A 24084-nucleotide genomic window follows, 5' to 3' on the forward strand; every position below is an offset into this window, starting at 1 on the left:
GGATTTTTCCGTGGGCGGCCCTCATGGCTGACGAGACGTTACGGATGGACTGCAAAGGGCTACACCCGCGTGCCACTTGCCAGGGACGGAGGGCCTCGACCCGAGCGCCTGGAACCTTGTGACTATCAGGAGATCACTGACGGGAATCGTGGCCTGCCAGTGGCCACCACCGAGAGTTTGCGCGGTGGCCACCGGGGCTTCTGGCTCGGCGGTGACGCTCCTGGTTTCGGGAGAACAAGCCCTCCTGCTATGCCGCCTGTGTCTGTCTCCGCCTCACCCCCAACCTCGGTACCAAGCAGGTCGCCTGAGCCACGGACAGGGAGGTGCGCACCTTCCTTGACCGGCTCCAGAATGTTCTCCACGATTTGTTTGTCCCACGAGATATTGACTGGCAGGTGCAATCAGGTGTGAAGCCCGTCTCGTGGGGCGGAACGACCGCCGGATCGCAGACGCGCCCCAGGTGGGTGTGGTCTCGTCCGTTATGCGCTTGGCGAGGTTGCCGATCGAGGCGAGATGGCTCACGCTTCAGAACTGGCGGTGAGGGTCTCGTAGTCGCGGGCCGGGCGGCGGTGCACCGTGATCGATCCAATGCTGCGTTCTACGACCCAGCGTCTTCTGACGACGTGGAAGCCGCGGATTTCCGGGTCTCTTTCGACGACCTCGACGTCGATTCCCAGGATCGCGCCGTGCTCGACGACGGCGTTCTTGAAGCCGTTGTCGACGCAGCTTTTTGAGATGGTCGGGTAAGTCTGCTTGGCCTGGTCGAGGAGTTGCATTCCCACGGCGTTTTCGGAAAGGCTCGCGGCGGTGACTGTCACGGCGAGGAGGAGCCCGATCGTGTCGGTGAGGATGCCTCGTTTCCGGTCGGCAATCTTCTTCCCGGCGTCGGCTCCCTGGCTGGTCAGGGGCACGTTGCTGGAGGTCTTCACGCTCTGGGTGTCGATCACGGAGGCGGTCGGTTCGGGCTTGCGCCTCTCCTTTACCCGGGCCGGCCCGGTGAGGTCGTAGTTGAGCTGGGCGAAGATTCCCTCGTCGCGCCAGGCGGCGTAGTAGGCGTAGACAGTGCCGTGGTTCGGGAAGTCGTGGGGGAGATATTTCCAGGGGATTCCCGTGCGGTTGATGTAGAGGATCGCGTCGAACACATCGCGCAGTTCGACTTTGGCCGGCTGCCCGGTCGGTCTACGATCGAGCCGGGCCTTCCTCCAGGTGCGGCTGCGCGGCTGGGCGGGGAACAGGTTCTCGTAGAAGCTCCACAGCGGCGCGGCCCCCAGGCCCTCCAAAGCCAGGGCAGTGCAGCTGATTCCCGGACGACTGTGGTCACTGGCGCGATGCGGTGCGCTCGGCGTTCTCGATCCAGCGCGCCGACATCGCGTTCTCGTAGGCGCGCACAGCTTCGTCGACGCTGCCCTCGGTGACGAGCGCTTCGGCGAGGTCCGCGCCGTCCAGCAGGGCCAGATTGGCACCGACATCGAACGACGGCATGAGATGGGCGGCATCCCCCAGCAGGGTCACGCCTGGGACGTGGGCCCACATCCGGACGGGCAGGGCGTACAGGGGACGGTTGACGAAGCCGCCGTCGTTGACACGAAGGAGGTCGAGCAGCTGGTCGTCCCAGCCGTCGTACATCTCCAGCAGGCGGGCGAGCACCATCCCGGCGTCTGCGTGGTCGAGTGCGGTGTGCCAAGTCTCTGGTGCATGAAATGTGGCGCGGAGGCGTACGCGGCCGTTGCTGTGGCGTCGGGCCACTATGGCCTTGGTGCCCTCTTTCGCGACCATGCTGCCGCTTCCGATCAGGTGCAGGACGCTGCGCTGACGAGTCTCCGCATCGTTGATGTACGCCTCGACGAACATCCTGCCGAGATAGGCTGGAACCGCCTCGGAGAGAGCCCGCCGGGTGCTCGACCAAGCGCCATCGGCGCCGATGACCAGGTCGAAGTCCTCGGTCATACCGTTGCCGAGGTGGACGCAGCTGGTGCCGTCGGGCAGCGGTACGACCCGGTCCACGGAGGTTCCCCACAAGACAGTGCTTTCAAGGAGGGTGCTGAGGAGCAGCTGACGAAGCCGGTCGCAGTCCATGCCCGGCGCCCCGGTCCTCTCGTCGGCAGGCGGCAAGCGATGCAACAGCGTGGCATCGCTGTCGAAGATGCGCACCTCCCGGCCTTCGGGGCGGGCAAGGGAAGTGATGTCGAGCAGGCCTGCCGCGCACAGGGCGTCCTGGCCCATGCCGGGCTGCATGCTGAAGGTGCCGCCCGGTGAGCGGACGTCGCTGGATCTCTCACGTTCGAAGACGGTGACAGCGCGGTGGTGCCTCTGCAGGGTGCGGGCACAGATGAGACCGCCGAGGCCGGCTCCTACGATAGCGATGCGGGGGATGCTGTCGGCCTCGGCGGTCATGGCGCTGCTCCTGTCGGTATATGGGCATTGTCGCGGCAGTTGCCGTCAGCCGGGTTACGAGCCGGCGGCATACCCCTCGTTACCGAACTGGTTGAGCAGGGACGCGAGCCACAGGTGACCTTCAGAGGCGATCACGAAGTCGAGGTAGTGCGCAGCCCTTTGAGCCAGGGGCTGCACGTGCTCGTGCACCAGCCGGTGATTCGGCGCCAGCAGTTGTGCCACCGGACCCACGAATGCGGCGGCGTGTCCGGAACCGCCGAACAGAGTGCCGCGATCAGCCCGTGATTGCGTTCAGCAACGGCAGGTATCCCTCGCTGTGCCCGGCCTTATTGGGGTGGTAGGACTCGTCGATCTTGTCCCACTCCAGGCTCGTCACCCAGGTCTGTCCGTTGGAGCAGATAGTGTGCGGGTCGAACGCGGCACGCGGGTCGAGGAAGGTGAACCCGGCCTTTGCGGCCTCGGCCGCCAGGACTGAGGCGAGGGTGTCGGCGGCGGAGTTGAGTGCCGTCCGCTCGCGGTCGCTCAGCCCGAAAATACCGCAACTGCCACCGATCGTGTACAGCCGCGGGTAGCCCACCACCACAACCTCGGCGTCGGGCGCCTTTGCTCGAATCGCCGCGTATGTGCTTGTCAGGGCGCTCGGCAGACTGCTGGTCGCGGCGGCCTTTGCGGCCTCCACCCCGGCGATGCAGTCCTTGTCGTCGATGGTGAGGATGCAGTTCTTCAGCACATCGACGAAACCGACATCGTTGCCGCCCACCTGCACTGTCACCAGTGTGGTGTCCGTGGTGAGCTGCGGCACCTGTTGGCTGGTCAGCTCCGTGGTGGTCGCCCCGGAGCACGACGCCTCCACGAAAGAGTAGGAGGAGTGATGTTGAGCCCATAACCGGGGGTACGTCGACGGTCCACGACGGCACGGGTCGTCAGGGTTGTCGTATTCGCGTGTGCCGGGCGCGACGGCGTACGAGTCGCCGAGTGCCACATACGTGCCGGCGGCCGTCGGCTCGATGTCCGCAGCGTACGCACCCGGGGCAGCCGGGACCGCAAGACAGGCGGCAGCCACCGCGAGGGAAAGGGACACGAGGTGTCTGCGGGCTCTTGATGAGCGCATGCTTCACTCCTGGAGTGTGTGAGGACGGCTGATCGCTGCACGCTCCGCGCAGTTCGCCCGCCGTGAGGTCCGGGTTGCCGGCGTCGTTGGGAATGGTCTGGGCCAGGGGCGCGTTGATGGCGTGCATCGGGCTCATGCACTCTTCCGCGGTGCCCGGCCCTGACTCAGGCGCTGCTGGAAGGAACCGAGCGAGTCGCGGTCGCCACATTCAGATTGTTCACGTGCGACTGTGCCCAGCCCGTATCGGACGCGACGAACAGCACCTTGTCGGTGACGCCGCGGTCGACTGCTGTCCGGTACACGGCCCGGGTGATGTCCAGGTCACGGTCCGTTGGGGCGGCGCAGCGGGAGTTCAGGAGCCCGACGGTGTGTGGTGGCGGGGGCGTCGGTGGTGTCCGTGAAATCGGCCCGCGGTCACGTCCTCCGCGAGCAGAACTCCCGCTGCCAGACCAATCGCTGCACGCGTCAATATCTTGGGGAACTGTAAACTCGACTTTTGAGCAGGCTAGACATTTAAATGTCTCCTTCTGGCTCCCGCTTCAAGCCACCGAAGCGGAAGCCGTTTGAGTGGGGGGTTGCGCGCCAATTCGGCGGACCGTATCCCAAGTGGCCAGCATGTGTCAACAGTGAAAGTGGCGATCCGAGAGATCGTTCAACAGGCCGGCGTGGCGGTCTTTCTCGCGACTTCTGTGGGGCTGGATCCGGTGATCGGCGTGGGTGAACGATCACGCCGCCTCTGCCTTCATTGGTATAGATGCGTGAGCCAGGGTTGGCGGAATTTATGTGTTGCGGGCGCCCATGGCGTGCCAGATGCCAGATGCCAGATGCCAGATGCCAGATGCCGGGTGTTTAAGGGCTGCCCCGTAATCCCTGGTGGATCGGTGTGCGGCGTCGGATTCGGTCCATCGCAAGGTGGGGCATTCATATATGGATGTATTGTGGCATTCCGGCGGCATGGTGAGGTGTCATGGCCCTCGTCGTGCTGCTGCCGGGGGCTGCGGGGCGGCCCTTGTCTCCCGCGTTGCGGGGTGCGGTTGCCGTGAGGAATGAATGCGGATCAGGCATGTGGATTCATAATGGCGCGTTCGGGTGATTTCGGAAATTTTGTTGCAACTTTGATAATTCGCTTCGGTGTCGTTTGCGTCAAAAAGTGTCGTGAACTTGATGTCCCGTCAATTCGGTCCATCGATGTCAAGCTGTAACCGAGAAAGTCGAGTGGATTGTCGTACTCCGTAGTAGGGTCACGGCTGCCTGCCCTCGAACGCCTTACCCCCACCCTTCCTGAGGCGCTTGATTCGCGACAGATCGCTCCTCTTTTCGACACCGAGTCAGGCCCGCGTGTTTTCGCGCGTCCTGCACAGAGAGCGACTGGCGTCGTTTCTGGATATTCGATTTCGCGCGCCTCCTTGTCCCCTGGAGTGTTTCCATGCGCACGCCCTGTGCTGGTACTGATCGTGGTAGGTCCACGACGGCTGATCTCGTCCTCGCAGTGCATCCGTTCGGTGTCGCGTCGGCACGGTTCACCGCAGCCGCCGCACGTGCGGGCGGACTGGGAGTACTCGACCTGACGGGTGATGCCCGGTCCGCCCGTGAACAGTTGGGCCTGGCTGCCGAGTGGGCACGCTCCGGGTTCGGCGTACGGCTGGGCAAGGGGCACGGCGTCCCCGCGCCGGATCTTCCCGACTGTGTCCACACCGTGGTCCTCGCCGCCGGGGCGGCAACGACCGCCGCCGACTTCCCCGGGCGCCGTGTGCTGGCCGAAGTGACCTCCGGCTCCGAGGCGCGAGACGCCGTGGCGGCCGGGGCTCACGGACTGATCGCCCGCGGCCATGAAGGCGGCGGCCGGGTGGGCGAGTTGAGCACGTTCGTGCTGCTGCAGCAGCTGCTCGCGGACGAGGCCGACGGTCTGCCGGTATGGGCCTGCGGCGGAATCGGCACGCACACCGCGGCGGCAGCGGTCGCCGGCGGCGCCGTCGGCGTGGTCCTCGACACCCAGACCGCGCTGCTCGCCGAGGCGGAACTCCCCGCGGAAATCACCAGCGCACTCGGCGGACTCGACGGCTCGGAGACCGTCGTCGACGACGGCCTGCGCGTGCTGCGGCGACGTGCCCCCGCCTCGGACCGTGCCGCACCCCCTCTGGAGATCGGCCAGGATGCGTTCCTGCCGGTCCGTTTCCAACGGCGCTGGGGCACACTGGGCGCAGCGATCCGTGGCATACGCGCCGCGGTGAGCAGCGCGCTCTCCGACGGCACGCCCGTACTCGGACCGGACAGCATGGGCAGCCGTGCTTTCGGCACTCGACTCCCTGTTGTTCAGGGGCCAATGACACGGGTGAGTGACCAGGCGGCATTCGCCGCCGCCGTGGCCGCAGAGGGCGCCTTGCCGTTCATCGCGCTCGCCGTGTCCGGAGCGGAGCGGACCCGCACGGTGCTGGAAGAGACCCGCAGCGCCCTGGGCGGCGCGCCCTGGGGTGTCGGAGTCCTCGGCTTCGCCGACGAGGAGATCAAGGACGCCCAGCTGGAGGTCATCCGGGAGGTCCGCCCCTCGCACGCCATCATCGCCGGCGGTCGTCCCGCGCAGGCCGTGGCTCTCGAAGAGGCCGGCATCTCGACCTTTCTGCACGTGCCCTCGCCCGGACTGCTGGGCCAGTTCCTTGACTCGGGTGCACACAAGTTCGTCTTCGAAGGCTCCGAATGCGGCGGCCATATCGGCCCCCGCGCCAGCTTCCCGCTGTGGCAGGCGCAGCTCGACGTGGTGGACGACTTCCTCGCCGCTGCCGGGAAGAGCACCGCCGCCGAACTCCAACTGCTGTTCGCCGGCGGCGTGCACGACGCGCGATCCGCAGCCATGGTCGCCGCCATGACCGCCCCCCTCGCCGCGCAGGGCGTCGCGACCGGAGTCCTCATGGGTACCGCGTACCTCTTCACCGAGGAGGCCGTCTCAGCAGGCGCGGTACAGCCGCTCTTCCAGCAGCAGATGGTCGACGCCGAGCACACCGAACTGCTGGAATCGGCCCCCGGTCATGCCACCCGCTGTGTGCGCAGCCCCTTCACCGACGAGTTCGCGGCCTTCAAGGAGCAGCTGCGGACCGATGACGTACCCAGCCGCGATGCCTGGGTGCGCCTGGAGCAACTCAACGTCGGCCGACTGCGGTTGGCGAGCAAGGGCATCGAACGTGTCGGTGAAGAACTGTGCGAGGTCGACGAGGACCGGCAGCTCTCCGAGGGCATGTTCATGGCTGGCCAGGTAGCCGTCCTGCGATCGCAGGTCACCACCGTTGCCGCGCTGCACGTCTCGGTCACCAGCGGCGCGCAGGCCTTCCTCGACCGACGCAAGGCTGCCCTCGACACCGGACCGGACCAGCCGGTTGTCACCCCCGAGCCATTGGATATCGCCATCGTCGGGATGGCCTGCGTGTTCCCCAAGGCCCCCGATCTGGCGTCGTTCTGGGGACACGTATTATCCGGCACCGATGCCGTCACCGAGGTGCCCGCCTCGCGCTGGGATCCCTCTGCCTACTACGCCGAGGACGGGGCGGGGGAACACACCCCCTCGCGCTGGGGCGGTTTCCTGCCCGAGATCCCCTTCGAGCCCCTGGACTACGGCATCCCGCCCGCCTCCTTGCCGAGCATCGAACCCGTCCAGCTGCTGGCCCTCGACGTGGCGCGGCGCGCACTCGCCGACGCCGGTTACGCCGACCGCCCCTTTCAGCGGGACCGAACCTCCGTGGTGTTCGGAGCCGAGGCCGGAAGCGACCTGTCGAACGCCATGACACTGCGCACGGTCCTGCCTTCCTACGTCGGACAGCTTCCGCCCGAGCTGGACGCCCAGTTGCCGCACCTGACCGAGGACTCCTTCCCAGGCATCCTCGCCAACGTCATCGCCGGACGGATCGCGAACCGCCTCGATCTCCAAGGGGCCAACTACACGGTCGATGCCGCCTGTGCCTCCTCCCTCGCCGCAGTCGACGTGGCCTGCAAAGAACTGACGGCCGGCACCAGCGACCTGGTGCTGTGCGGCGGCGCCGACCTGCACAATGGCATCAACGACTACCTGCTCTTCGCCTCGGCACACGCACTGTCCCCCTCCGGCCGTTCCGCGCCCTTCGACCGCTCCGGCGACGGCATCGCGCTCGGCGAGGGTGTGGCCTGCGTGGTCCTCAAGCGGCTTGCCGACGCCGAACGCGACGGCGACCGGATCTACGCTGTCATCAAGGGCGTCGGCAGCTCCAGCGACGGCCGGGCCCTCGGCCTCACCGCGCCGCGCATCGACGGTCAGCGCAGGGCACTCACGCGTGCCTACCGAAACGCCGGGATCTCACCGGCCGAGGTCGGCGTGGTCGAGGCCCACGGCACCGGCACCGTCGTCGGTGACCGCACCGAACTGAGTGCCCTGACCGAGATCTTCACCCAGGCCGGAGCAGACCCCGGCGGCTGTGCCCTCGGCTCGGTGAAGTCCCAGATCGGCCACACCAAGTGCGCGGCAGGCCTTGCCGGACTGATCAAGACCACGCTCGCGCTGCATCACGGCGTCAAGCCCCCCACGCTCCACCTGCGGCAGCCGAACCCCGCCTGGGACGAACGCACCAGCCCCTTCGTCTTCCACACCCGGGCCAGGCCCTGGCCCGTGCCACCCGCCGAACGCGTGGCCGGCGTCAGCGCCTTCGGCTTCGGCGGAACCAACTTCCACGTCGTCGTGCGCGCTCACGACGACGGCGCCCCACCCACCCACGCCCGCGACGAGTGGCCCGCCGAGCTGTTCACCTTCCGAGGCGCCGACCGAGAGGCTGCCGCCCAGGCCGCCCGGGAACTCCTCGCTCTCGCCGAGGCCGACCACACGGCGCATCAGGCTCCCCGTTTACGGGACCTCGCCCTGGCCGCCTCCCGGCACGCGGACCTCGCGGCCGTGCGCGGCCTGCCCACCCATATCGCCGTACTCGTCTCCTCCGTACCGGAGCTGACGGCAGCGCTGCGCCGCGCCATGGACGGCGAGCACGCCCCCGACGACGGCATCCACCTCGCGGACGGCACCGAACCGGGCGAGATCGCCTTTCTCTTCCCCGGGCAGGGCAGCCAGCGCCCCGGTATGTTCGCCGACCTGTTCGTCTCCTTTCCCGAACTCCAGCGCTTCCTGCGTCTCGACGAGCCCGCCGCGGCGGCCCTCTTCCCACCCGCCGGCTTCGACGAGGCCGGGCGCCAGGCCCAGGCCGACCGCGTCACCGACACCCGCGTCGCCCAGCCCGCGCTCGGTATCACCGCACTCGCCGCCCACCATCTGCTCGGCCGGGCCGGCGTCCGCCCGGACATGACAGCCGGACACAGCTACGGCGAACTCGCCGCCCTCGCCGCAGCCGGCGCCCTCGGTCCCGAGGAACTGCTCCGGTGCAGCAGGGCACGCGCCGAATCCGTCTTCGCCGCCTGCGGCGCCGATGACCCCGGCACCATGGCCGCGGTCACCGCCCCGGCATCGCAGGTCACCGCCGCCCTGGAAACGGCAGGCGTTGGCGAGTCCGTCGTCGTCGCCAACCACAACTCACCCCGCCAGACGGTGATATCCGGCCCCACCGACGACGTGGAGACCGCCGTGGAGCGGCTGCGCACGCAGGGGCTGAAGGCGACACGGATCCCTGTGGCCTGCGCCTTCCACAGCACCCTGGTCGCCGCCGCGGGCGATGCCTTCGCAGCGACACTGGCCTCGGTGCCACTGGAAACGCCGTCGATCCGGGTGTGGTCCAACCGCACCGCCGCGGTCTATCCCACCACCCCCGAGGCGATACGCGCCGAACTGGCCGCTCAGATCGGAGCGCCGGTCCGCTTCGTGGAGCAGATCGAGGCCATGTATGAGGCAGGCGCCCGGATCTTCGTCGAGACGGGCCCCGGCGCAGTGCTGACCCGGCAGGTCACCGAAATCCTCGGCGACCTCCCGCACCGTACCGTCACCCTGGAAGCCCGGCACGGCACGGGCTTGTCCGGCTTCCTTGCCGCGCTCGCCGAACTCGCCGTCGCCGGGGCCGATGTACGCACCGGTTGGCTGTTCCAGGGCCGCGACGCAGTCGACGCCGCCCAGGTCCCCCGGCGCAGGCGCGCGGGCTGGACCGTCGACGGCCACCTCGTACGCACCGCCGACGGTGCCATCGCCGCCACAGCCCTGCACCCCGCCCAACGCATCTCGGAGGCCCTGGTGACCACCCTTTCCGGCAAACATGGGGACCACGGGCACATGCTCCACACCGACATCGCCCAGGGTGCGGCGGGGACCGGCAGCGAGGTACTCATCAGTGAATTCCTGCGCACGAGCCGGGAGATGCTGGCCGCTCAGCGCGACGTCCTGCTGGGCTACCTCGGCGCCGGCCCCGGTGCCCGGCCCGGCCCGGCGCCCGTGGAGCACGCACCCCGTGAGCTGACCGCGAACCCGCTGCCCGCGCCTGCCGAACCCGCCGAGGCGGCGGCCCCCGCGCCCGCCGTTCCGCAGCCCGCACCGGACCCCGAGCCGGCCGAGCTGACCTCGGACGCGGTCCTCGCGGCCGTCCTGGAGGTGATCGGCGAACGAACCGGCTACCCGGCGGACATGATCGAACCCGACCTGGACCTGGAGGCCGACCTGAGCGTCGACTCCATCAAGCGGGCCGAGATCGCCGGCCAGCTGGCCCGACGGCTCCACCTGCCCGACGCCGACGGCGCAGACATGGAGGAACTGGCCAAGGCGCGTACTGCGGCGGGCATCGCCGAACTGATCGTCGCCGCACGGCAGGACGACACCCCACCGTTGGAGACCGCTGCCGCCGAGCCCACCGCGGTCGCCCCGGCCGTACCACCCGCAGACATCGAAGCAGTCGTCACGGCCCCCAAACGGCTCGTGATGACCGAGTTCGACCTCACGCCCGCCGCCCTGGAGCCCACCGAACTCACCGGACGAACCTTCCTGATCACCGGTGAAGGTCCGCTCGCAGTGGCCGTCACCGAGCGGCTCGACTTCTACGGTGCCCGGGCGGTGACCGCTACCGGGATAGATGGCGGCCGCTTCGACGGCCTGATCCACCTCGCTTCCCCGGACGGCGGCCCGGCCCACGAGCCGGTGCTGCCCGGCAAGGTCCCCCTCTACCAGTCTGTTCTGGCCACCGGCCCGCGCTGGCTGCTGGCCGCCGGCGCCTCCGAAGGGCTGCGCGGACTCTTCCGCTCGCTGTCCCGGGAGTACCCGCAGACCATCGTCCGCGTCGTCGAACAGCCCGCCGGAACAGACCTGTCCACCGCGGCCGACGCGATCGTTGCGGAGCTGACCGCTGCCGACCGCGAGCCGGTCGTGCTGCGCACGGGGCACACCCGCCGCGGGCTGCGGATGACCGAGACCGACCGCGGCGTTCTGGGCAGCACTGGAGCCGGGCCTTCCGACGACGGAGCCGCCGAGGCCGCGGCTCTCGGACTCGACCACGAGTCGGTGGTGCTCCTCGTCGGCGGGGCACGGGGCATCACCGCCCGGTTCGCCACCACGCTCGCCACTGCCGCCCGCTGCCGCCTGGAACTCTTCGGCCGAACCCCGCTGCCCTCCCCGGAGGAAGCCCCAGCGACGGCAGCCATCACCGACGCCGAACTGCGAGCCGCACTCATCGCGGGAGGCCTGAAGTCCCCGGCTCAAGTCGAGCGGGAGATCGGAAGGATCCAGGCCGAGCGCGAGGTCCGCGACACCGTCCGCCGACTCACCCGGCTGGGCAGCTGCGTGCGCTACCACTGCGTGGATGTGCTCGACGCCGAAGCCGTGCACCGTGCCGTGAAGAACGTGCACACCGAACACGGCAGACTCGACGCAATCGTCTACGCGGCCGGTGTGATCGAGGACAAGCTGTTCGCCGAGAAGTCCCCGGAATCCTTCCACCGGGTCTTCAGCACCAAGACCGACGGCGCCAGGACCGTGCTCGACGCCGTCGGCGGACTCTCGCACGGCCCCCGCCTCGCAGTGCTGTTCGGCAGCATCGCGGCCACCCTGGGCAACCGCGGCCAGACCGACTACGCCGCCGCCAACGACGCCCTCGAAACCCTCGGCCGCGACTGGAGCGACGGGACCGGCCGCCGCGGGCTCACCGTCCACTGGGGCCCGTGGGCACCCACCGGCACCAACCACGGCATGGTCACCCCGGAGCTGATGCGCAGCTACGCGGCACGCGGCATCCGCCTCATCGACCCCGACGAGGGCGCCACCAGCCTGCTGCGCGAACTGGCCTGGGGCCCGCAGGAGAGTACCGCCGTCATCTACACCGCCTCGGGGTGGTGACCGCCACGATGCCCAGAACCTGCCCGATCGCCATCGTCGGCATGGCAGTGCTCTTCCCGGGCGCGCCCGACCTCGACATGTACTGGCACAACATTGTCCACGGCGTCGACGCGATCACCGAAGTCCCGGCGGCCCGCTGGGACGCCGCGTACTACGCCCCGGATGCCGAACGCCGTGCTGACCGCGTCTACTGCCGGCGCGGAGGTTTCATCGACGACCTCGCCGACGTCGACGTCACCGCCTTCGGTGTCATGCCCGCCTCCGTGCAGGCCACCGAGCCCGACCAACTGATCGCGCTGCGGGTGGCGTCCCAGGCGGTCCAGGATGCGGGCGGCGCCGACCGGCTCTTCGCCGACCGGCGCCGCACCGGGGTGATCCTGGGGCGCGGCGGCTATCTCACCCCTGGCCTGGTCCGCCTCGACCAGCGGGTGCGCACCGCCGGCCAGCTCGTGCGAACGCTGCGGGAACTCCTGCCGGACATCGAGGAACAGCGCCTCGATCGGGTGCGCCGCGCCTTCACTGACCAACTGGGCCCCGAGGCACCGGAGTCGGCCATCGGACTCGTGCCCAACCTGGCCGCCTCCCGGCTGGCCAACCGTCTGGACCTCCGGGGCCCGGCCTACACGGTGGACGCCGCGTGCGCCTCCTCACTCATCGCAGTCGACCACGCGGCCCACGAGCTGGAGAGCGGCCGGTGCGACGTCGTCCTGGCCGGGGGAGTCCACCACTGCCACGACATCACGCTGTGGAGCGTGTTCTCCCAACTCGGTGCCCTGTCCCGGAGCGAGCGCATCCGGCCGTTCCACCGGGACGCCGACGGGGTGCTCATCGGCGAGGGCACCGGCGTCGTGGTGCTCAAACGGCTCGCCGACGCCGAGCGCGACGGCGACCGGATCTACGCCGTGATCACCGGCACCGGCGTGGCGGGCGACGGCCGCACCGGCAGTCTGCTCAGCCCGGACTCCGCGGGCCAGGCCGAGGCGATCCGCCAGGCATGGCGCAGTGCCGGCCGGGATCCCGCCGAGCCCGGCTCCGTCGGGCTGCTCGAAGCCCACGGCACCGCCACCCCAGCGGGCGACACCGCCGAACTGCAAACGGTCGCCGCGGTCTTCGGCCCGCCGGACAACATGCCCCGCGGCGTGATCGGCTCGGTGAAGTCCATGATCGGCCACACCATGCCGGCCGCAGGGATCGCCGGGCTCATCAAGGCCGCACTCGCCGTCCACCGTGGCGTTCTCCCGCCGACCCTGCACTGCGACGACCCGCACCCGGCACTCGCCCGCACCCGCTTCACCACCGTGGACGCCGCGGTACCGTGGGTGGCCGACACCCGCAGCCCCGTACGCCGCGCCGCGGTCAACGCCTTCGGCTTCGGCGGCATCAACGCCCATGTCGTCCTGGAACAGCCCACCTCCATCGCCGCCGTGTCCGGCACCGGGGGACCCGCAGCCGTGGTGCGCGAGCCCGAACGGGTGCTCCGGCTGGCAGCCGCATCACCCGCCGAACTCGCACGCATGCTGAACCACGATGACGCAGCCCTCCTCACCATCGCCTCGGACGAGACCGGGCCCGAGCCCGCCGGCCCCATACGGCTCGGTGTGGTGGACCCGACGGCCAAACGCCTGGCGCTGGCCCGCAAGGTGGTCGACCGGGGCCGGCCATGGCGCGGCAGGAACGACCTGTGGTTCGTCCCCGAACCGCTGCTGGGCGACACCGGTGGCCGTCTCGCCTTCATCTTTCCCGGGCTCGAAGCCGAATTCGACACCAACTGCGACGACATCGCACGCCACTTCGGCCTGCCGTGGTCGCTTTCCGGCACCGACGTCAAAGTCGGCGACATCGGCCGCCAGGGCACTGGCGTATTCCAACTCGGCCGCCTCCTGCACGCCGCACTGGAGCGGATGGCCATCGCGCCCGACGCGCTCGCCGGACACAGCCTCGGCGAGTGGACCGCCATGGCCGTCGCCGGAATCCACGCCCCGAAGGAGGTCGACGCCTTCCTGGCCTCATTCGATCCTGACGCGCTGCGTGTGCCGGGCCTGGCCTTCGCGGTGATCGGTGCGCCCGCCGGTCGCGTCATGAAAGCCCTGGAGGGACAGACGCAGGTCGTCCTCTCGCACGACAACGCCCCCCACCAGTCCATGATCTGCGGACCGTCGGCCGCGGTCGACGAATTCGTCGACCGCTTCCGCGAAAAGGGCGCGGTCTCGCAGGTCCTGCCGTTCCGGTCAGGCTTCCACACACCCATGCTCCGGCCCTATCTGGACCCGATACGGAAAGCGGCGGACACCTACACGCTGCACCCCGCGCGGCTGCCGGTCTGGTCCGCCACCACGGTGGGGGAGTACCCTCCGCGACAGGATGAGATACGCGAGCTGTTCGTGCGGCACCTTCTGGAACCGGTCCGCTTCCGCCAGCTGATCGAGACCATGTACGCGGCCGGCTTCCGCGCCTTCGTCCAACTCGGAGCCGGCCAAGTCGGCTCGCTGATCGCGGACACACTGCGAGGCCTTGACCACCTCGTGGTCACCGCCCACTCCCCGCACCGCTCCGGCCTTCCCCAGCTGCATCGCGTGGCCACTGCCCTGTGGGCCGACGGAGCCGAGCCGGACACGACCGCACTCCGCCCCACTCCTGCGCGCAAGAGCGCACACCGCCCGGTCCGGCTCGACCTCGGCGGCGCGCTGATCTCCCTCGACGAGCCCACACGCACGGCGGTGGGCGCCGCCCTGGCCCCGCCGCGCCGGACGGCGCACGGCGCGCGGGCCTCCGCCCTCGACGCCCTCGCCGCCGAGAACCCACTGGCCGCCGACTTCTCCGCCCTCCTCGACGACACCGCGGCGCTCGCGGTGGATGTCCTCACCGCGGGCCACCACAGCGGCCCCCGATCCACCGCGCCTCGGGCCGCCACCCACGTTCCCGCACCCCGGCCGGCCGGACCTCCCGCCGGCCCGCCACCAGCCACCCCAGGTGAACTTCGGACCTCGCTGCGGGTCTCGATCGACACCATGCCCTACCTGCTTGACCACTGCTTCTTCAAGCAACCACCCCAGGCCGATCCGGCGGACCGCTGGCCCGTCGTACCCGGCACCACCGTCATCAGACACCTCATGGACTTCGCCGAGCAGGCAGCACCCGGCCTGCGCGCAGTGGCCGTCCATGACGTCCGGCTCAGCCAGTGGATCACCGCCGTCCCCGCAGCAGACATCCCCGTCCACGTCACCCCCCAGCCTCCGCACCCCTCCGCAGCGACCCGGATGACGACCACCCTCGGCCCGTACGCCCAGGCCACCGTCGAACTCGCACGGGACCACGATCCCCGACCGACCGCCCCCTGGACCTTCCCCAAGGACAAAGAACGCCCCTGCGACCTGACGGCCCGAGAGCTGTACACCCGACGCTGGATGTTCCATGGCCCCCGCTTCCAGGGCGTCACCGAACTGACCGCGATCGGCGACGCGCACGTCCGAGGAGTCATCACCACCCCGCCCGCCCCGGGAGCCCTGCTGGACAACGTCGGCCAGCTGCTCGGCTACTGGATCATGTCCCAACTACCCAACCGCACCACCGTCTTTCCCGTACGCGTGCGAGAAATCCGCTTCCACGGCGCGCACCCCGTGCCAGGTGACCGGCTCGACTGCCTCATCCGCATCGTCTCCGTCACCGACACCACGCTCGAAGCCGACATGCAACTGGTCCGACACGGCCGCGTATGGGCCGAATTCAAAGGCTGGCGCGACCGCCGGTTCGACAGCGATCCGCATATCCGCCGAGTGGACCGGGAACCGGAACACCACACCCTCTCCGAGCCGCAGCCCGGCGGCTGGGTCCTGCTTCACGAACGCTGGCCCGACCTGGCCACCCGCGAGCTCATCATGCGGAACATGCTGGCCGGCGAGGAACGTACCGCCTACGACGCGCACGCTCCCCGTGGCCGGCGCCAGTGGCTGCTTGGCCGGATCGCGGTCAAGGATGCGGTGCGCCGACGGCTGTGGAACGCAGGAAGCGGCGGAATCTACCCCTCGGAACTACGGGTCGCCAACGACCCCACAGGCCGCCCATACATTATCGGCGCGTACGGCCGTACCCTCCCTGACCTCCACGTCTCCCTCGCGCACCGCGCAGAGGCCGCGGTCGCGATCGCCGGACGCGGCCCCTGCGGCATCGACATCGAGGAGGCGATCGGGCGTCCGGACGGAACTCTGGAGGCGGCGCTCGGCGCTCAGGAGCGGGACCTGCTCGCTTCACTGGTCCGCGACACCGGTGAATCCGAGTCCCTGTGGTTCACCCGCTTCTGGACCGCCAAGGAGGCCGTCGGCAAGGCCCGCGGCACCGGCCTGGCCGGAGCCCCGAAGAACTTCGGGATTCACGCTGCCACCGGCACGGCACTGACCGTCCGCACCGGTGGCGACACCTACCACGTCCATCACCGTACGGTCCGCAACCCACCCGGACTGCCCACCAGGAACTACGTCGTCGCCTGGACGACCGCCCACGATGAGGAGAGCGACGATGACCGCTGAAGGCCACCGTGTCGTACTACCCACCCTCCCCGAACTGACCGTGCTGGACGAGGTCACCGGCATGCTGCAGGAGGTGCTCGGCGAGTACGAGTTCACCGACGCCGAGATCACCATGAACACCCGATTCCATGACGACCTCGAACTGGAGAGCATCGACCTGGTCACGCTGTCCACGGCACTGCGCGAACACTACGGCGACACCGTCAACCTCGCCGCATTCATCGCGGAGCGTGGACTTGAGGAGATCATCGCGCTGACCGTGGGTGACCTGGTGCACCACGTCGTGGCCTCCCTCCCCACCATGCCCGCGACCGAGGCGGTCTGACACATGGCGAAGATCCGCGTCGGCGAACTCGACATCCACGTACAGCGCATGTCCGCGGCCGGTCCGCCGGCCGAAGACCCACCACCCCTTGTGGTACTGGTCCACGGTCTGCTCATCGACAGCCTGGCGAGTTACTACTTCTCGCTCGGCCCCGCCTTCGCCGGGCAGGGCATGGACGTCCTCATGTACGACCTGCGGGGGCACGGGCGGACCAGCCGGCCTGCCACAGGCTACCGCCTGGAGGACTTCGTCTCGGACCTGGACGGACTCCTCGACGTCCTCGGTGAGGACCGCCCGGCGCACATCGTGGGCAACTCCTTCGGTGGCGCCATCGCCTACGGGCTGGCCGCCGCCCGGCCCGACCGCGTCAGGTCCGTCATCGCGATCGAGTCCGAACCGCCGGTGAAGTCGTGGGCCGAGAAGATGGCCGAGGGCCTCACCGGCGAAGAAGGCGGACTGGTGATCAAGGAGGTACGCACCTGGCTGGCCGAGGATCCCGAGCGCAACGCGCGCCCCTTCCAGCTCGCCGGACGCCTCCTGGACCGCACCACACTGGGCGAGGACATCCCGCGCAGCCGTATCCTCGGCGACGGGCTCGCCGACATCCGCTGCCCCGTCTTCGCCCTGTACGGCGCCAACTCCAAACTCTCCGGCCAAGCCGCCCACCTGGCCGCCACTCTCGAAAACTGCCGCACCGTCGTCCTGCCCGACCAGGGGCACTCGGTGCTCGTGGAGCGCACGAAGGAGACAGCCGACCTGATCCTGGACTGGCTCCAGGACGACACCCACACACCCCTGAAGGCGGGCTAGATGAGCCGGTTCCTGTTCGTCGTGCCACCCCTGGTCGGCCACATCAACCCTTCGGTCAGCACCGCAGCCGCGCTCGCCGCACGAGGCCATGACATCGCCTGGGCCGGACCTGCCGACCTGATTCACCGCCTGGCCGGACCCGACGCACGCGTGTTCCCCTGCCCGCCACCCGACCCGGAGCCGCACAACGACGAGGAGATCGCGGGCCGGACCGCCAACCTGAAGGGCCCCGCAGCCTTCCAGTTCCTGTGGGAGCGATTCCTGATCCCGCTCGCCGACCACATGGCCCCTCGAATACGCAACGCCATCCAGGAGTTCGCCCCGGACATCGTGATCGCCGACCAGCAGACCGTCGCGGGCGGCATCGTCGCCGAATCGCTCGGCCTGACCTGGGTCACCTCCGCGACCACCTCAGCCGAACTCGTCGACCCACTCGCGGGCATGCCCAAGGTAGCGGCCTGGCTCGACGGCCTCATCGAGGCGCTGCGCGACCGGATCGCGGACGGGAGGGGCACAGCCGACCCGAGGATGTCCCCGCACGGCACCCTCGCCTACACCACCAGTGCCCTGCTGGGCCCGGCCCCACTACCCCAACACGTATGGCTGGTGGGCCCGTCCGTCACCGACCGGCCGGCATCGGCCGACTTCCCCTGGGAATGGCTGGAGGGGGCGGAGCACACCGTCCTCGTCAGCCTGGGCACCGCCAACGCGGACGCGAGCGGGCCGTTCCTGAACGCCGCAGTCCAGGCACTGTCCGGCATGCCCGGAACACGCGCCGTCGTCGCCGACCCCGCCAGGACTGTGACCAAGGCGGGCCAGAACATCCTGCTACGTCCATGCATCCCCCAACTGCCGTTGCTCGCCCGAGTGGACGCCGTCGTCTGCCACGCCGGACACAACACCGTCTGCGAGGCGCTGTGGCACGGCGTACCTCTGGTAGTCGCTCCCATCAGAGACGACCAGCCCATTGTCGCGGGCCAGGTCACCGCAGCGGGCGCAGGCGTCCGGTTGCGCTTCGGCCGTGCCGACGCCCGACGGATCGCCGACGCCGTCGGCACCGTCCTGGACGAGGCCACCGGATACCGCGATGCGGCGCGCGCGATCGGCCTCTCGTTCCGGGCAGCGGGCGGAAGCGAAGCCGCAGCCGACCGCCTCGAAGGTCTCCTGCCGCGTCCCAAGCCGCCCTCCAGCGGCCATGGACGCGGCCGGGAGCAGGAGAAAACAGGCAGCCGATGACGGATGACACCCCACCTGCCGACAACCCTCCGGGCACCCTCGGCTCGCTCCTCGGCTACGCCCGGCCCCATGGGCGCACCCTGACGCTGTCCCTCGTCCTGAGCCTGGCTGGCCAGTGCCTCCGGACTCGCCCCATCGCCCTCACCGGCAGCGACGACAAGACGGTGCGGGTATGGGACCTGGCCACCGGCCGGCAGGCCGCTCCCGCCCTGTCGTTCCCCGCACCTGTCCGCGCGGTGGCGGTGGCGCCGGGCGGAGAGCTGCTGGTCGGCTCGGGCAAGCCGAATCGCTTCCCGGATCTGTCTGAGTGCAGCGCTGAGTACGTCGATGCCTGGTGTGGCCAGTGCAAGACGTATCGCGTTGGGCGCGTGCCGTGTTGCTGCGAAGGCTTCGGCTGTGGAAACGAGGACCCCGTTTTCGGCGAGGCGGTGGGCGACGACGTCGCTTCTGAGTTCGTCGGGCAGAGGCAGCCAACCCCAGTAGGAGCCGGGGTGACATACGAGGCCGAGGCCCGTGAGCTCTCGGCGGGCGATGGCCTGGCGTTGGCGGGCGTCCTCACGTCGGGTTTTCTCCAGGCGGGCGACGGTTCCGTCGCGCAGCCATCGCGTGGTGAGGGCGGTGGCGATGCTGGATACTCCCCAGCTGGATGCCCGAAGCGTCCGGGTGAGAGTGGACAGGTGCTGTCGTGGTGCGACGATGTGTCCGGCGCGCAGTCCGGTGGAGAGGTTCTTCGACAGGCTGCCGACGTAGAAGGTGCGCTCCGGAGCCAGGACCTGCAGTGGCGCCGGCGCGTCCGGGACGAGGAAGCCGTAGGTGCCGTCCTCGACGAGGACACAGTCGTATCGACGGGCGATTTCGACGATCCGGTCCCGGGCTGCGGCATCGAGTGTGAACCCGAGGGGATTGTGCAGGTCCGGCATCACATAGATCGCCGAGACCGGGCGCTCTCGGCAGAGCGCCTCGAGTCCGTCGAGGTCGGTACCGGCAGGACCGCAGGGGACGGGGGCGAGCTCGATACGGCGGACTCCGGCAAGGAGCTTCACGCCGGGATAGGTCGGCCAGCCGGGCCCCGGTGGGCAGGCGGCGGGGGTCGCTGTCGCCGAACCCGCTCAGGTCGCGGACATAGGTACCCCTGCCCGGCTCACCCACTACCAGCCCGGCAGCCGCCAGCTCCCGGTAGACCTTCGTGGCCGTCGCCAGCGCGATGCCGCGCTCCCGTGCGAGATTCCGGTGGGTGGGCAGCCGCGTGCCCGCCGGGACGGTCCCGGCGCGGATGGCGGTGGCGATCTCGTCTGCGATGGACCGGAATCGCTCGACCCGCACGGCCACCATCCCTGTATCTAGGACAATTTCTTGATTGCATCACTTTACAGTCCGTACCGTCCGGGACATCCATCGAGAGCCGACGAGAGCTGAGGAGTTGCGCCCGTGCCCGGATCCGACACTGCCAGTGCCGGCATACGGCATACCTGCGCCGTAAAGCTACGGGGACGCTGCGGCCGGGAGGCCGGACCCACGTGCAGGCGGAAATTCTGTTGCGGTCCCGGATGCGGAACCGCAGAATGCTCGCGCCAAAGTACACATGATCTTTCAAGGATGAAGAGTGACTGAGAACGACGAGCAGCGCGACACCCTGACCAATGGGCAGGGTGTGCCGGTCCTGACCTATCTGCAGGGTGTTCGGGAGGGGCACCCGTGGGCGGACCTGGCCGAAGTGGTCGGCCCCGACCCCGTGGACACCATCGTCTCCGCAATGTCCGGATGGGCAGTCTCGGGATCCGTGGAACTCGGTGAGCAACTGCTGCGCCGTGGCGCACGGGTGATGCGGCACGCCCATGAAATGCGGAGGGACCTGGTCGCGTGTCCGCCACCGGCCGACTGGTCATCATGCGCCCTGGGAAACGGACTTCGGGCCGTCCCTTGCGACCTCGATGCCGACGCGGTGTTCCCGGCATGGCGGGCCGCCTTTTCTGCCGATCATCCCGACCACCACTCGGGCAGCGACGAAGAAGCGCTCAACGAGCTCCTGGCACCGATGCTGGCGGGCTCCGTTCTCGGGCCGGTCCTTCCGTGCAGCGCCTTGGTCGTGGACGAGACGGACCGTGTCGTGGCTGGGGCGATCATCACCGACCGTGACGGACTGCCGTGGGTCGCGGATGTGTTCCGCCGGCCCGAAGCCCACTACGCGGGCCTTGGCGCCAGTCTGCTGCGTCAGGTGCTCGGCGCTGCTGCGGCCGACGGGCTGGCCGACATTTCGCTCGTCGTGAGCGATGCGAATCCGGCCCGCCGCGTCTACGAGAAGCTCGGTTTTGAGCTGATTGGTACATCACTGACTGTCGTGATGCCGTAGGTCTCGAAACCCCGTGCAGCCAGTGAGCTGAACCGGATTCTGTAGCGGCCCTGAAGTCAGGCCCGATCGCATGGGTGTCCAGCAAGCCCCCCAATGGGCCGCCACCGCGGGGCCTGGCTTGACTGTCCTGCTTGACCCCGGCCTCCCGTCGGCAACCACTGGACCTTCTGAAGGTCGGCAGGTCCTCGCACATTCCGGCCCGGACCGGCGCGCCCAAGGAGGCCGCGGTCGAGCGTGTCAGGTTCGGTCGGTTACGGCCGTCCGGTCGAGGAACCGGCGCAGGCCGGTCCGTACTCCGTCTGTGGGGACGGTGGTTGCAAAGCAGGCCGCCTCGACCGCCAGGCCCTCGTCGATCGGCAGGTTGATACCACGGGTGACCGCGCGCAGGCAGGCCGCTACGGCCGTCGGTGCGTGCCTGGTGATCCGCGCGGCCAGGTCCCGCGCGGCGTCCATGAGCTCGTCGGCCGGTACGACGGTGTTGACAAGACCCAGCTCGGCTGCTCGGGCGGCCGGGATCGGGTCGCCGGTCAGGATCATCTCCAAGCCGCGCTTGCGACCGACGTGCCGCGGCAGGCGCTGGGAGCCGCCGAAGGGGGGCGGAAAGCCGAGGGAGATCTCGGGTTTGGCGAAGGTCGCGTGCTCGGCGGCGATCGCGAGCGGGGCGGCCTCGGTGATCTCGCAGCCACCACCGTAGGCGAGGCCGTTGACCGCGACGATCACCGGCTTGGGGAACTCCTCGATCCGCCGGGTCAGCGTGTGGCCCCGGCGGACGATCTCGCGCAGCGCACGTTCGGGCCCGCCGGCGATGCTGGCCGCAAGCGAAGGGATGTCCGCGCCCGCGCTGAACGCCCTGCGCCCGGCGCCGGTCAGGACGACCGCCCGGATGCTGTCGTCGGAGTCGATGAGGTCGAGCTGTGCGAGCAGCGCGTCGATCGTCGGATAGTCCAGGGCGTTGAGCTTCTGCTCCCGGTCGATGGTGATCACTACGAGCTGGTCGTCCCGCTCGATGCGTACGGTCATGCCGGGTTACTCCGTTTCACCTGGGTTCGGACTCACCGAGGCTACGAGCCGTGAGCCAGGACGATCCATTAATTGTCCTGGATACAATGGAGCTCATCTCCCATCTGCCTCCGCGACGGACAGCAGGTGCCGCATGTGACCGTCCTCCTGCAAGGCCGTCGTCCACGAGTGTCGTTCAACCAGCCCCTGGCCCCCGGGCAGGCCGACCAGCTGCGGCTGGCCCTGCGCACGACGGCGATGCCGGGAGACGTCGAGGCGCTGCTGCGCCAGCACCTGCCGGGCGGACACCGCCACGACCGGGCGATCGTGGCGAACTATCTGCTGGGGCGGGGGATCGATACAGTGCCGCGCAATGTCCTGCTGACGACCTCGACGTACTCGATCAGCTGTGCCGCACCCGGGCCGTCCGTGCGATCTACACGATTCCGACCGTGCACAACCCCCTCGGCTGGGTGCTCGACCGGGAGCAGCGCGACCGGCTGGCCGCCCTCGCCCGCTCACACAACCGCCTGATCACGGCCCGGCTCTCGTCGTGCGGTCGTGGCCACGACCTGCCACGGACTCAGAAGCTGCGATGAAGGCTTGTACGAGGGGACGGTCGTCTCCTCGGCGGGTAGCCATGAGGATCCGGCTCATTGTGGGAGGCCCGTCGAGTTCAAGGCGTCGGGCGCCTGCGGGGAGCAGCGCCGTGACGCTGTAGGGGGCGATGGTGACGCCAAGGCCAGCGGCGACGAACATGATGATGGTGTGCCAGTTCGAGCACTCTTGCGCGACCTGGACGTCGATGCCGGCGTCCCGCAACGGCTGCGTGTTCACGTCGAACGCCTGGGCTCCTGCTGAACGCGGGAACAGGATCAGCGGGTCAGCGGCCAGCGCCGTTGCTTCCACACGATCAGCCCTTGCGGCGGGGTGTTCTGTGGGGATGACGGCGACAAACCGTTCCGTTGTCAGCAGGGAAAGGTCGATGTCGTCTCGCTTCTCGGCATCACGCACGATCCCGATGTCGGCCGTACCCCGCTCCAGAGCCGACAGGACATCGACGGTGAAGCCGTCGTGCAGTTTGACCTGGACGTCTGGGCGGCAGCGGGAGAACTCACGGAGCCGTTCGCTGACGATCGCGGTGGCGGAAGTGATGAAGGCGACATCCAGGCGGCCGGCCTCACCGCGCCCGACACGGCCGGCCTCGTCGAGGTCGGCCGCCAGACGGTCCAGAAGGTCCCTCGCCCGTGGCTGGAACGTCGCTCCCGCGTCTGTGAGGCGGACGCTTCGAGAGGTCCGCCGGAACAGCTCAACACCGACGATCTTCTCGAGTTGTCTGATCTGCTGGGACAGGGCGGGCTGAGCGATGTTCAGCCGCTGGGCGGCACGGCCGAAGTGGAGTTCCTCGGCCACAGCCAGAAAGTACCGCAGGTGGCGGAGCTCGATTCGCTGATCCATATTTCAAGCTTATTGATAGGGGCCACTGTTTGTATTGGACATATGGGTAAGTGGGACCGGAGGCTGGCGGGGAGCTACACCCGAAGGGAAACCCGCCTCATGCCGTACACCTCTGCTCCCACCGTGGTCTCCTCGATCGCCTCACAAAGTGATGCCGACGCGTTCCGCGCGTTGAACGAGGAGTGGATCTCCCACCTATTCACCCTGCAGGAAGAGGACCGGGCGGTTCTCGGAGATCCGTTCGGCCGCATCGTGGGTCCAGGTGGTGATGTGCTCCTGGCGCGCGAGCAGGGCAGCGGCACCGTTGTCGGGTGCGTTGCACTTTTGGCTTATCCGGAGGCCGTGTTCGAGCTGGCGAAGATGGCCGTGGCCCCCGCTGCGCAAGGACGCGGCATCGGCCGCCAGCTCGTAGCCGCAGCGATCGACCGTGCCCAGGCACTTGATGCGGCCCGGCTGTTTCTCGGTACGAACGGCAAGCTGGCTCCCGCCATCCACCTGTACGAGGAAGCCGGGTTCATCAGGATCACCCGCAACCGTCTCCCGGTGGCCGGCTATTACGACCGCGCCGACGTCCTCATGGAGCTGAAGTGACGCCCCGGCCCGGAGCTCGCA

General features: G+C 69.0%; 13 protein-coding genes and 3 pseudogenes. 8 read left to right on the forward strand and 8 right to left on the reverse strand.

What is annotated here, in order from left to right:
• Nucleotides 1-273: 273 nt before the first annotated feature.
• The 4 genes and pseudogenes from ACF08M_RS15555 to ACF08M_RS15570 form a co-directional block, all read right to left on the reverse strand.
• A pseudogene (locus ACF08M_RS15555) lies at nucleotides 274-1256 on the reverse strand (IS5 family transposase).
• Between the two features lie 61 nt (nucleotides 1257-1317).
• Nucleotides 1318-2394, reverse strand: a complete 1077-nt coding sequence (locus ACF08M_RS15560) for an FAD-dependent oxidoreductase (RefSeq protein WP_392185779.1) — start codon at nucleotides 2392-2394, stop codon at nucleotides 1318-1320.
• Nucleotides 2395-2448: 54 nt separating this feature from the next.
• Nucleotides 2449-2616, reverse strand: coding sequence for a hypothetical protein (locus ACF08M_RS15565; RefSeq protein WP_392185780.1), 168 nt, complete (start codon nucleotides 2614-2616; stop codon nucleotides 2449-2451).
• A gap of 52 nt (nucleotides 2617-2668) precedes the next feature.
• Nucleotides 2669-3505 carry an SGNH/GDSL hydrolase family protein gene (locus ACF08M_RS15570; RefSeq protein ID WP_392185781.1) on the reverse strand — a complete coding sequence of 279 codons (837 nt, stop codon included), beginning with the start codon at nucleotides 3503-3505 and terminating at the stop codon, nucleotides 2669-2671.
• A 1426-nt stretch (nucleotides 3506-4931) separates the two neighbouring features.
• Between ACF08M_RS15570 and ACF08M_RS15575 the strand changes: the two genes are divergently transcribed.
• The 5 genes from ACF08M_RS15575 to ACF08M_RS15595 are packed head-to-tail and all read left to right on the forward strand — an operon-like array spanning nucleotide 4932 to nucleotide 18665.
• On the forward strand, nucleotides 4932-11771 hold the full coding sequence (locus ACF08M_RS15575; protein ID WP_392185782.1) for an SDR family NAD(P)-dependent oxidoreductase: 6840 nt from the start codon (nucleotides 4932-4934) through the stop codon (nucleotides 11769-11771).
• Nucleotides 11772-11779: 8 nt separating this feature from the next.
• The gene (locus ACF08M_RS15580; RefSeq protein WP_392185783.1) at nucleotides 11780-16294 is read left to right on the forward strand and encodes a beta-ketoacyl synthase N-terminal-like domain-containing protein; all 4515 of its coding nucleotides are present in this window, start codon (nucleotides 11780-11782) and stop codon (nucleotides 16292-16294) included.
• On the forward strand, nucleotides 16284-16619 hold the full coding sequence (locus ACF08M_RS15585; protein WP_392185784.1) for an acyl carrier protein: 336 nt from the start codon (nucleotides 16284-16286) through the stop codon (nucleotides 16617-16619). The genes ACF08M_RS15580 and ACF08M_RS15585 overlap by 11 nt, the downstream gene beginning before the upstream one ends.
• Nucleotides 16620-16622: 3 nt before the next feature.
• Entirely contained in the window at nucleotides 16623-17429 is an 807-nt protein-coding gene (locus ACF08M_RS15590) for an alpha/beta fold hydrolase (RefSeq protein WP_392185785.1), read from the forward strand.
• A complete protein-coding gene (locus ACF08M_RS15595; protein ID WP_392185786.1) occupies nucleotides 17430-18665 on the forward strand; it encodes a glycosyltransferase in 1236 nt (411 codons plus the stop codon).
• A gap of 392 nt (nucleotides 18666-19057) precedes the next feature.
• Here the strand turns inward: ACF08M_RS15595 and ACF08M_RS15600 are convergent.
• Nucleotides 19058-19708: pseudogene (locus tag ACF08M_RS15600) on the reverse strand (aminotransferase class I/II-fold pyridoxal phosphate-dependent enzyme); the annotation flags it as partial.
• Between the two features lie 136 nt (nucleotides 19709-19844).
• Nucleotides 19845-19997: pseudogene (locus ACF08M_RS15605) on the reverse strand (PLP-dependent aminotransferase family protein); the annotation flags it as partial.
• 319 nt (nucleotides 19998-20316) lie between these two features.
• Here ACF08M_RS15605 and ACF08M_RS15610 point away from each other — a divergent pair.
• A complete protein-coding gene (locus ACF08M_RS15610) occupies nucleotides 20317-21015 on the forward strand; it encodes a GNAT family N-acetyltransferase (RefSeq protein ID WP_392185787.1) in 699 nt (232 codons plus the stop codon).
• Nucleotides 21016-21252: 237 nt separating this feature from the next.
• On the opposite strand, the gene ACF08M_RS15615 is transcribed toward ACF08M_RS15610, so the two are convergent.
• Complete coding sequence (locus ACF08M_RS15615; RefSeq protein WP_392185788.1) at nucleotides 21253-22035, reverse strand: crotonase/enoyl-CoA hydratase family protein; 783 nt, start codon at nucleotides 22033-22035, stop codon at nucleotides 21253-21255.
• Between the two features lie 135 nt (nucleotides 22036-22170).
• Here ACF08M_RS15615 and ACF08M_RS15620 point away from each other — a divergent pair, with 135 nt between their 5' ends.
• Nucleotides 22171-22548: a hypothetical protein gene (locus ACF08M_RS15620; RefSeq protein ID WP_392185789.1), complete on the forward strand. Its 378-nt coding sequence runs from the start codon at nucleotides 22171-22173 to the stop codon at nucleotides 22546-22548.
• Here ACF08M_RS15620 and ACF08M_RS15625 read toward each other — a convergent pair whose 3' ends face one another.
• A complete protein-coding gene (locus tag ACF08M_RS15625; protein ID WP_392185790.1) occupies nucleotides 22549-23472 on the reverse strand; it encodes a LysR family transcriptional regulator in 924 nt (307 codons plus the stop codon).
• A gap of 99 nt (nucleotides 23473-23571) precedes the next feature.
• On the opposite strand from ACF08M_RS15625, the gene ACF08M_RS15630 reads away from it, so the two are divergent.
• Complete coding sequence (locus tag ACF08M_RS15630; RefSeq protein ID WP_392185791.1) at nucleotides 23572-24063, forward strand: GNAT family N-acetyltransferase; 492 nt, start codon at nucleotides 23572-23574, stop codon at nucleotides 24061-24063.
• The last annotated feature ends 21 nt before the right edge of the window (nucleotides 24064-24084 follow it).

The sequence above is a fragment of the Streptomyces sp. NPDC015032 genome (assembly GCF_043080425.1).
Classification (GTDB): domain Bacteria; phylum Actinomycetota; class Actinomycetes; order Streptomycetales; family Streptomycetaceae; genus Streptomyces.

Bases quoted from the DNA above. Each gene is read 5' to 3' on its own strand.
- ACF08M_RS15560 (WP_392185779.1), bottom strand. From the start codon at position 2,394: ATGACCGCCGAGGCCGACAGCATCCCCCGCATCGCTATCGTAGGAGCC.
- ACF08M_RS15570 (WP_392185781.1), bottom strand. From the start codon at position 3,505: ATGCGCTCATCAAGAGCCCGCAGACACCTCGTGTCCCTTTCCCTCGCG.
- ACF08M_RS15575 (WP_392185782.1), top strand. From the start codon at position 4,932: ATGCGCACGCCCTGTGCTGGTACTGATCGTGGTAGGTCCACGACGGCT.
- ACF08M_RS15580 (WP_392185783.1), top strand. From the start codon at position 11,780: ATGCCCAGAACCTGCCCGATCGCCATCGTCGGCATGGCAGTGCTCTTC.
- ACF08M_RS15585 (WP_392185784.1), top strand. From the start codon at position 16,284: ATGACCGCTGAAGGCCACCGTGTCGTACTACCCACCCTCCCCGAACTG.
- ACF08M_RS15590 (WP_392185785.1), top strand. From the start codon at position 16,623: ATGGCGAAGATCCGCGTCGGCGAACTCGACATCCACGTACAGCGCATG.
- ACF08M_RS15595 (WP_392185786.1), top strand. From the start codon at position 17,430: ATGAGCCGGTTCCTGTTCGTCGTGCCACCCCTGGTCGGCCACATCAAC.
- ACF08M_RS15615 (WP_392185788.1), bottom strand. From the start codon at position 22,035: ATGACCGTACGCATCGAGCGGGACGACCAGCTCGTAGTGATCACCATC.
- ACF08M_RS15625 (WP_392185790.1), bottom strand. From the start codon at position 23,472: ATGGATCAGCGAATCGAGCTCCGCCACCTGCGGTACTTTCTGGCTGTG.
- ACF08M_RS15630 (WP_392185791.1), top strand. From the start codon at position 23,572: ATGCCGTACACCTCTGCTCCCACCGTGGTCTCCTCGATCGCCTCACAA.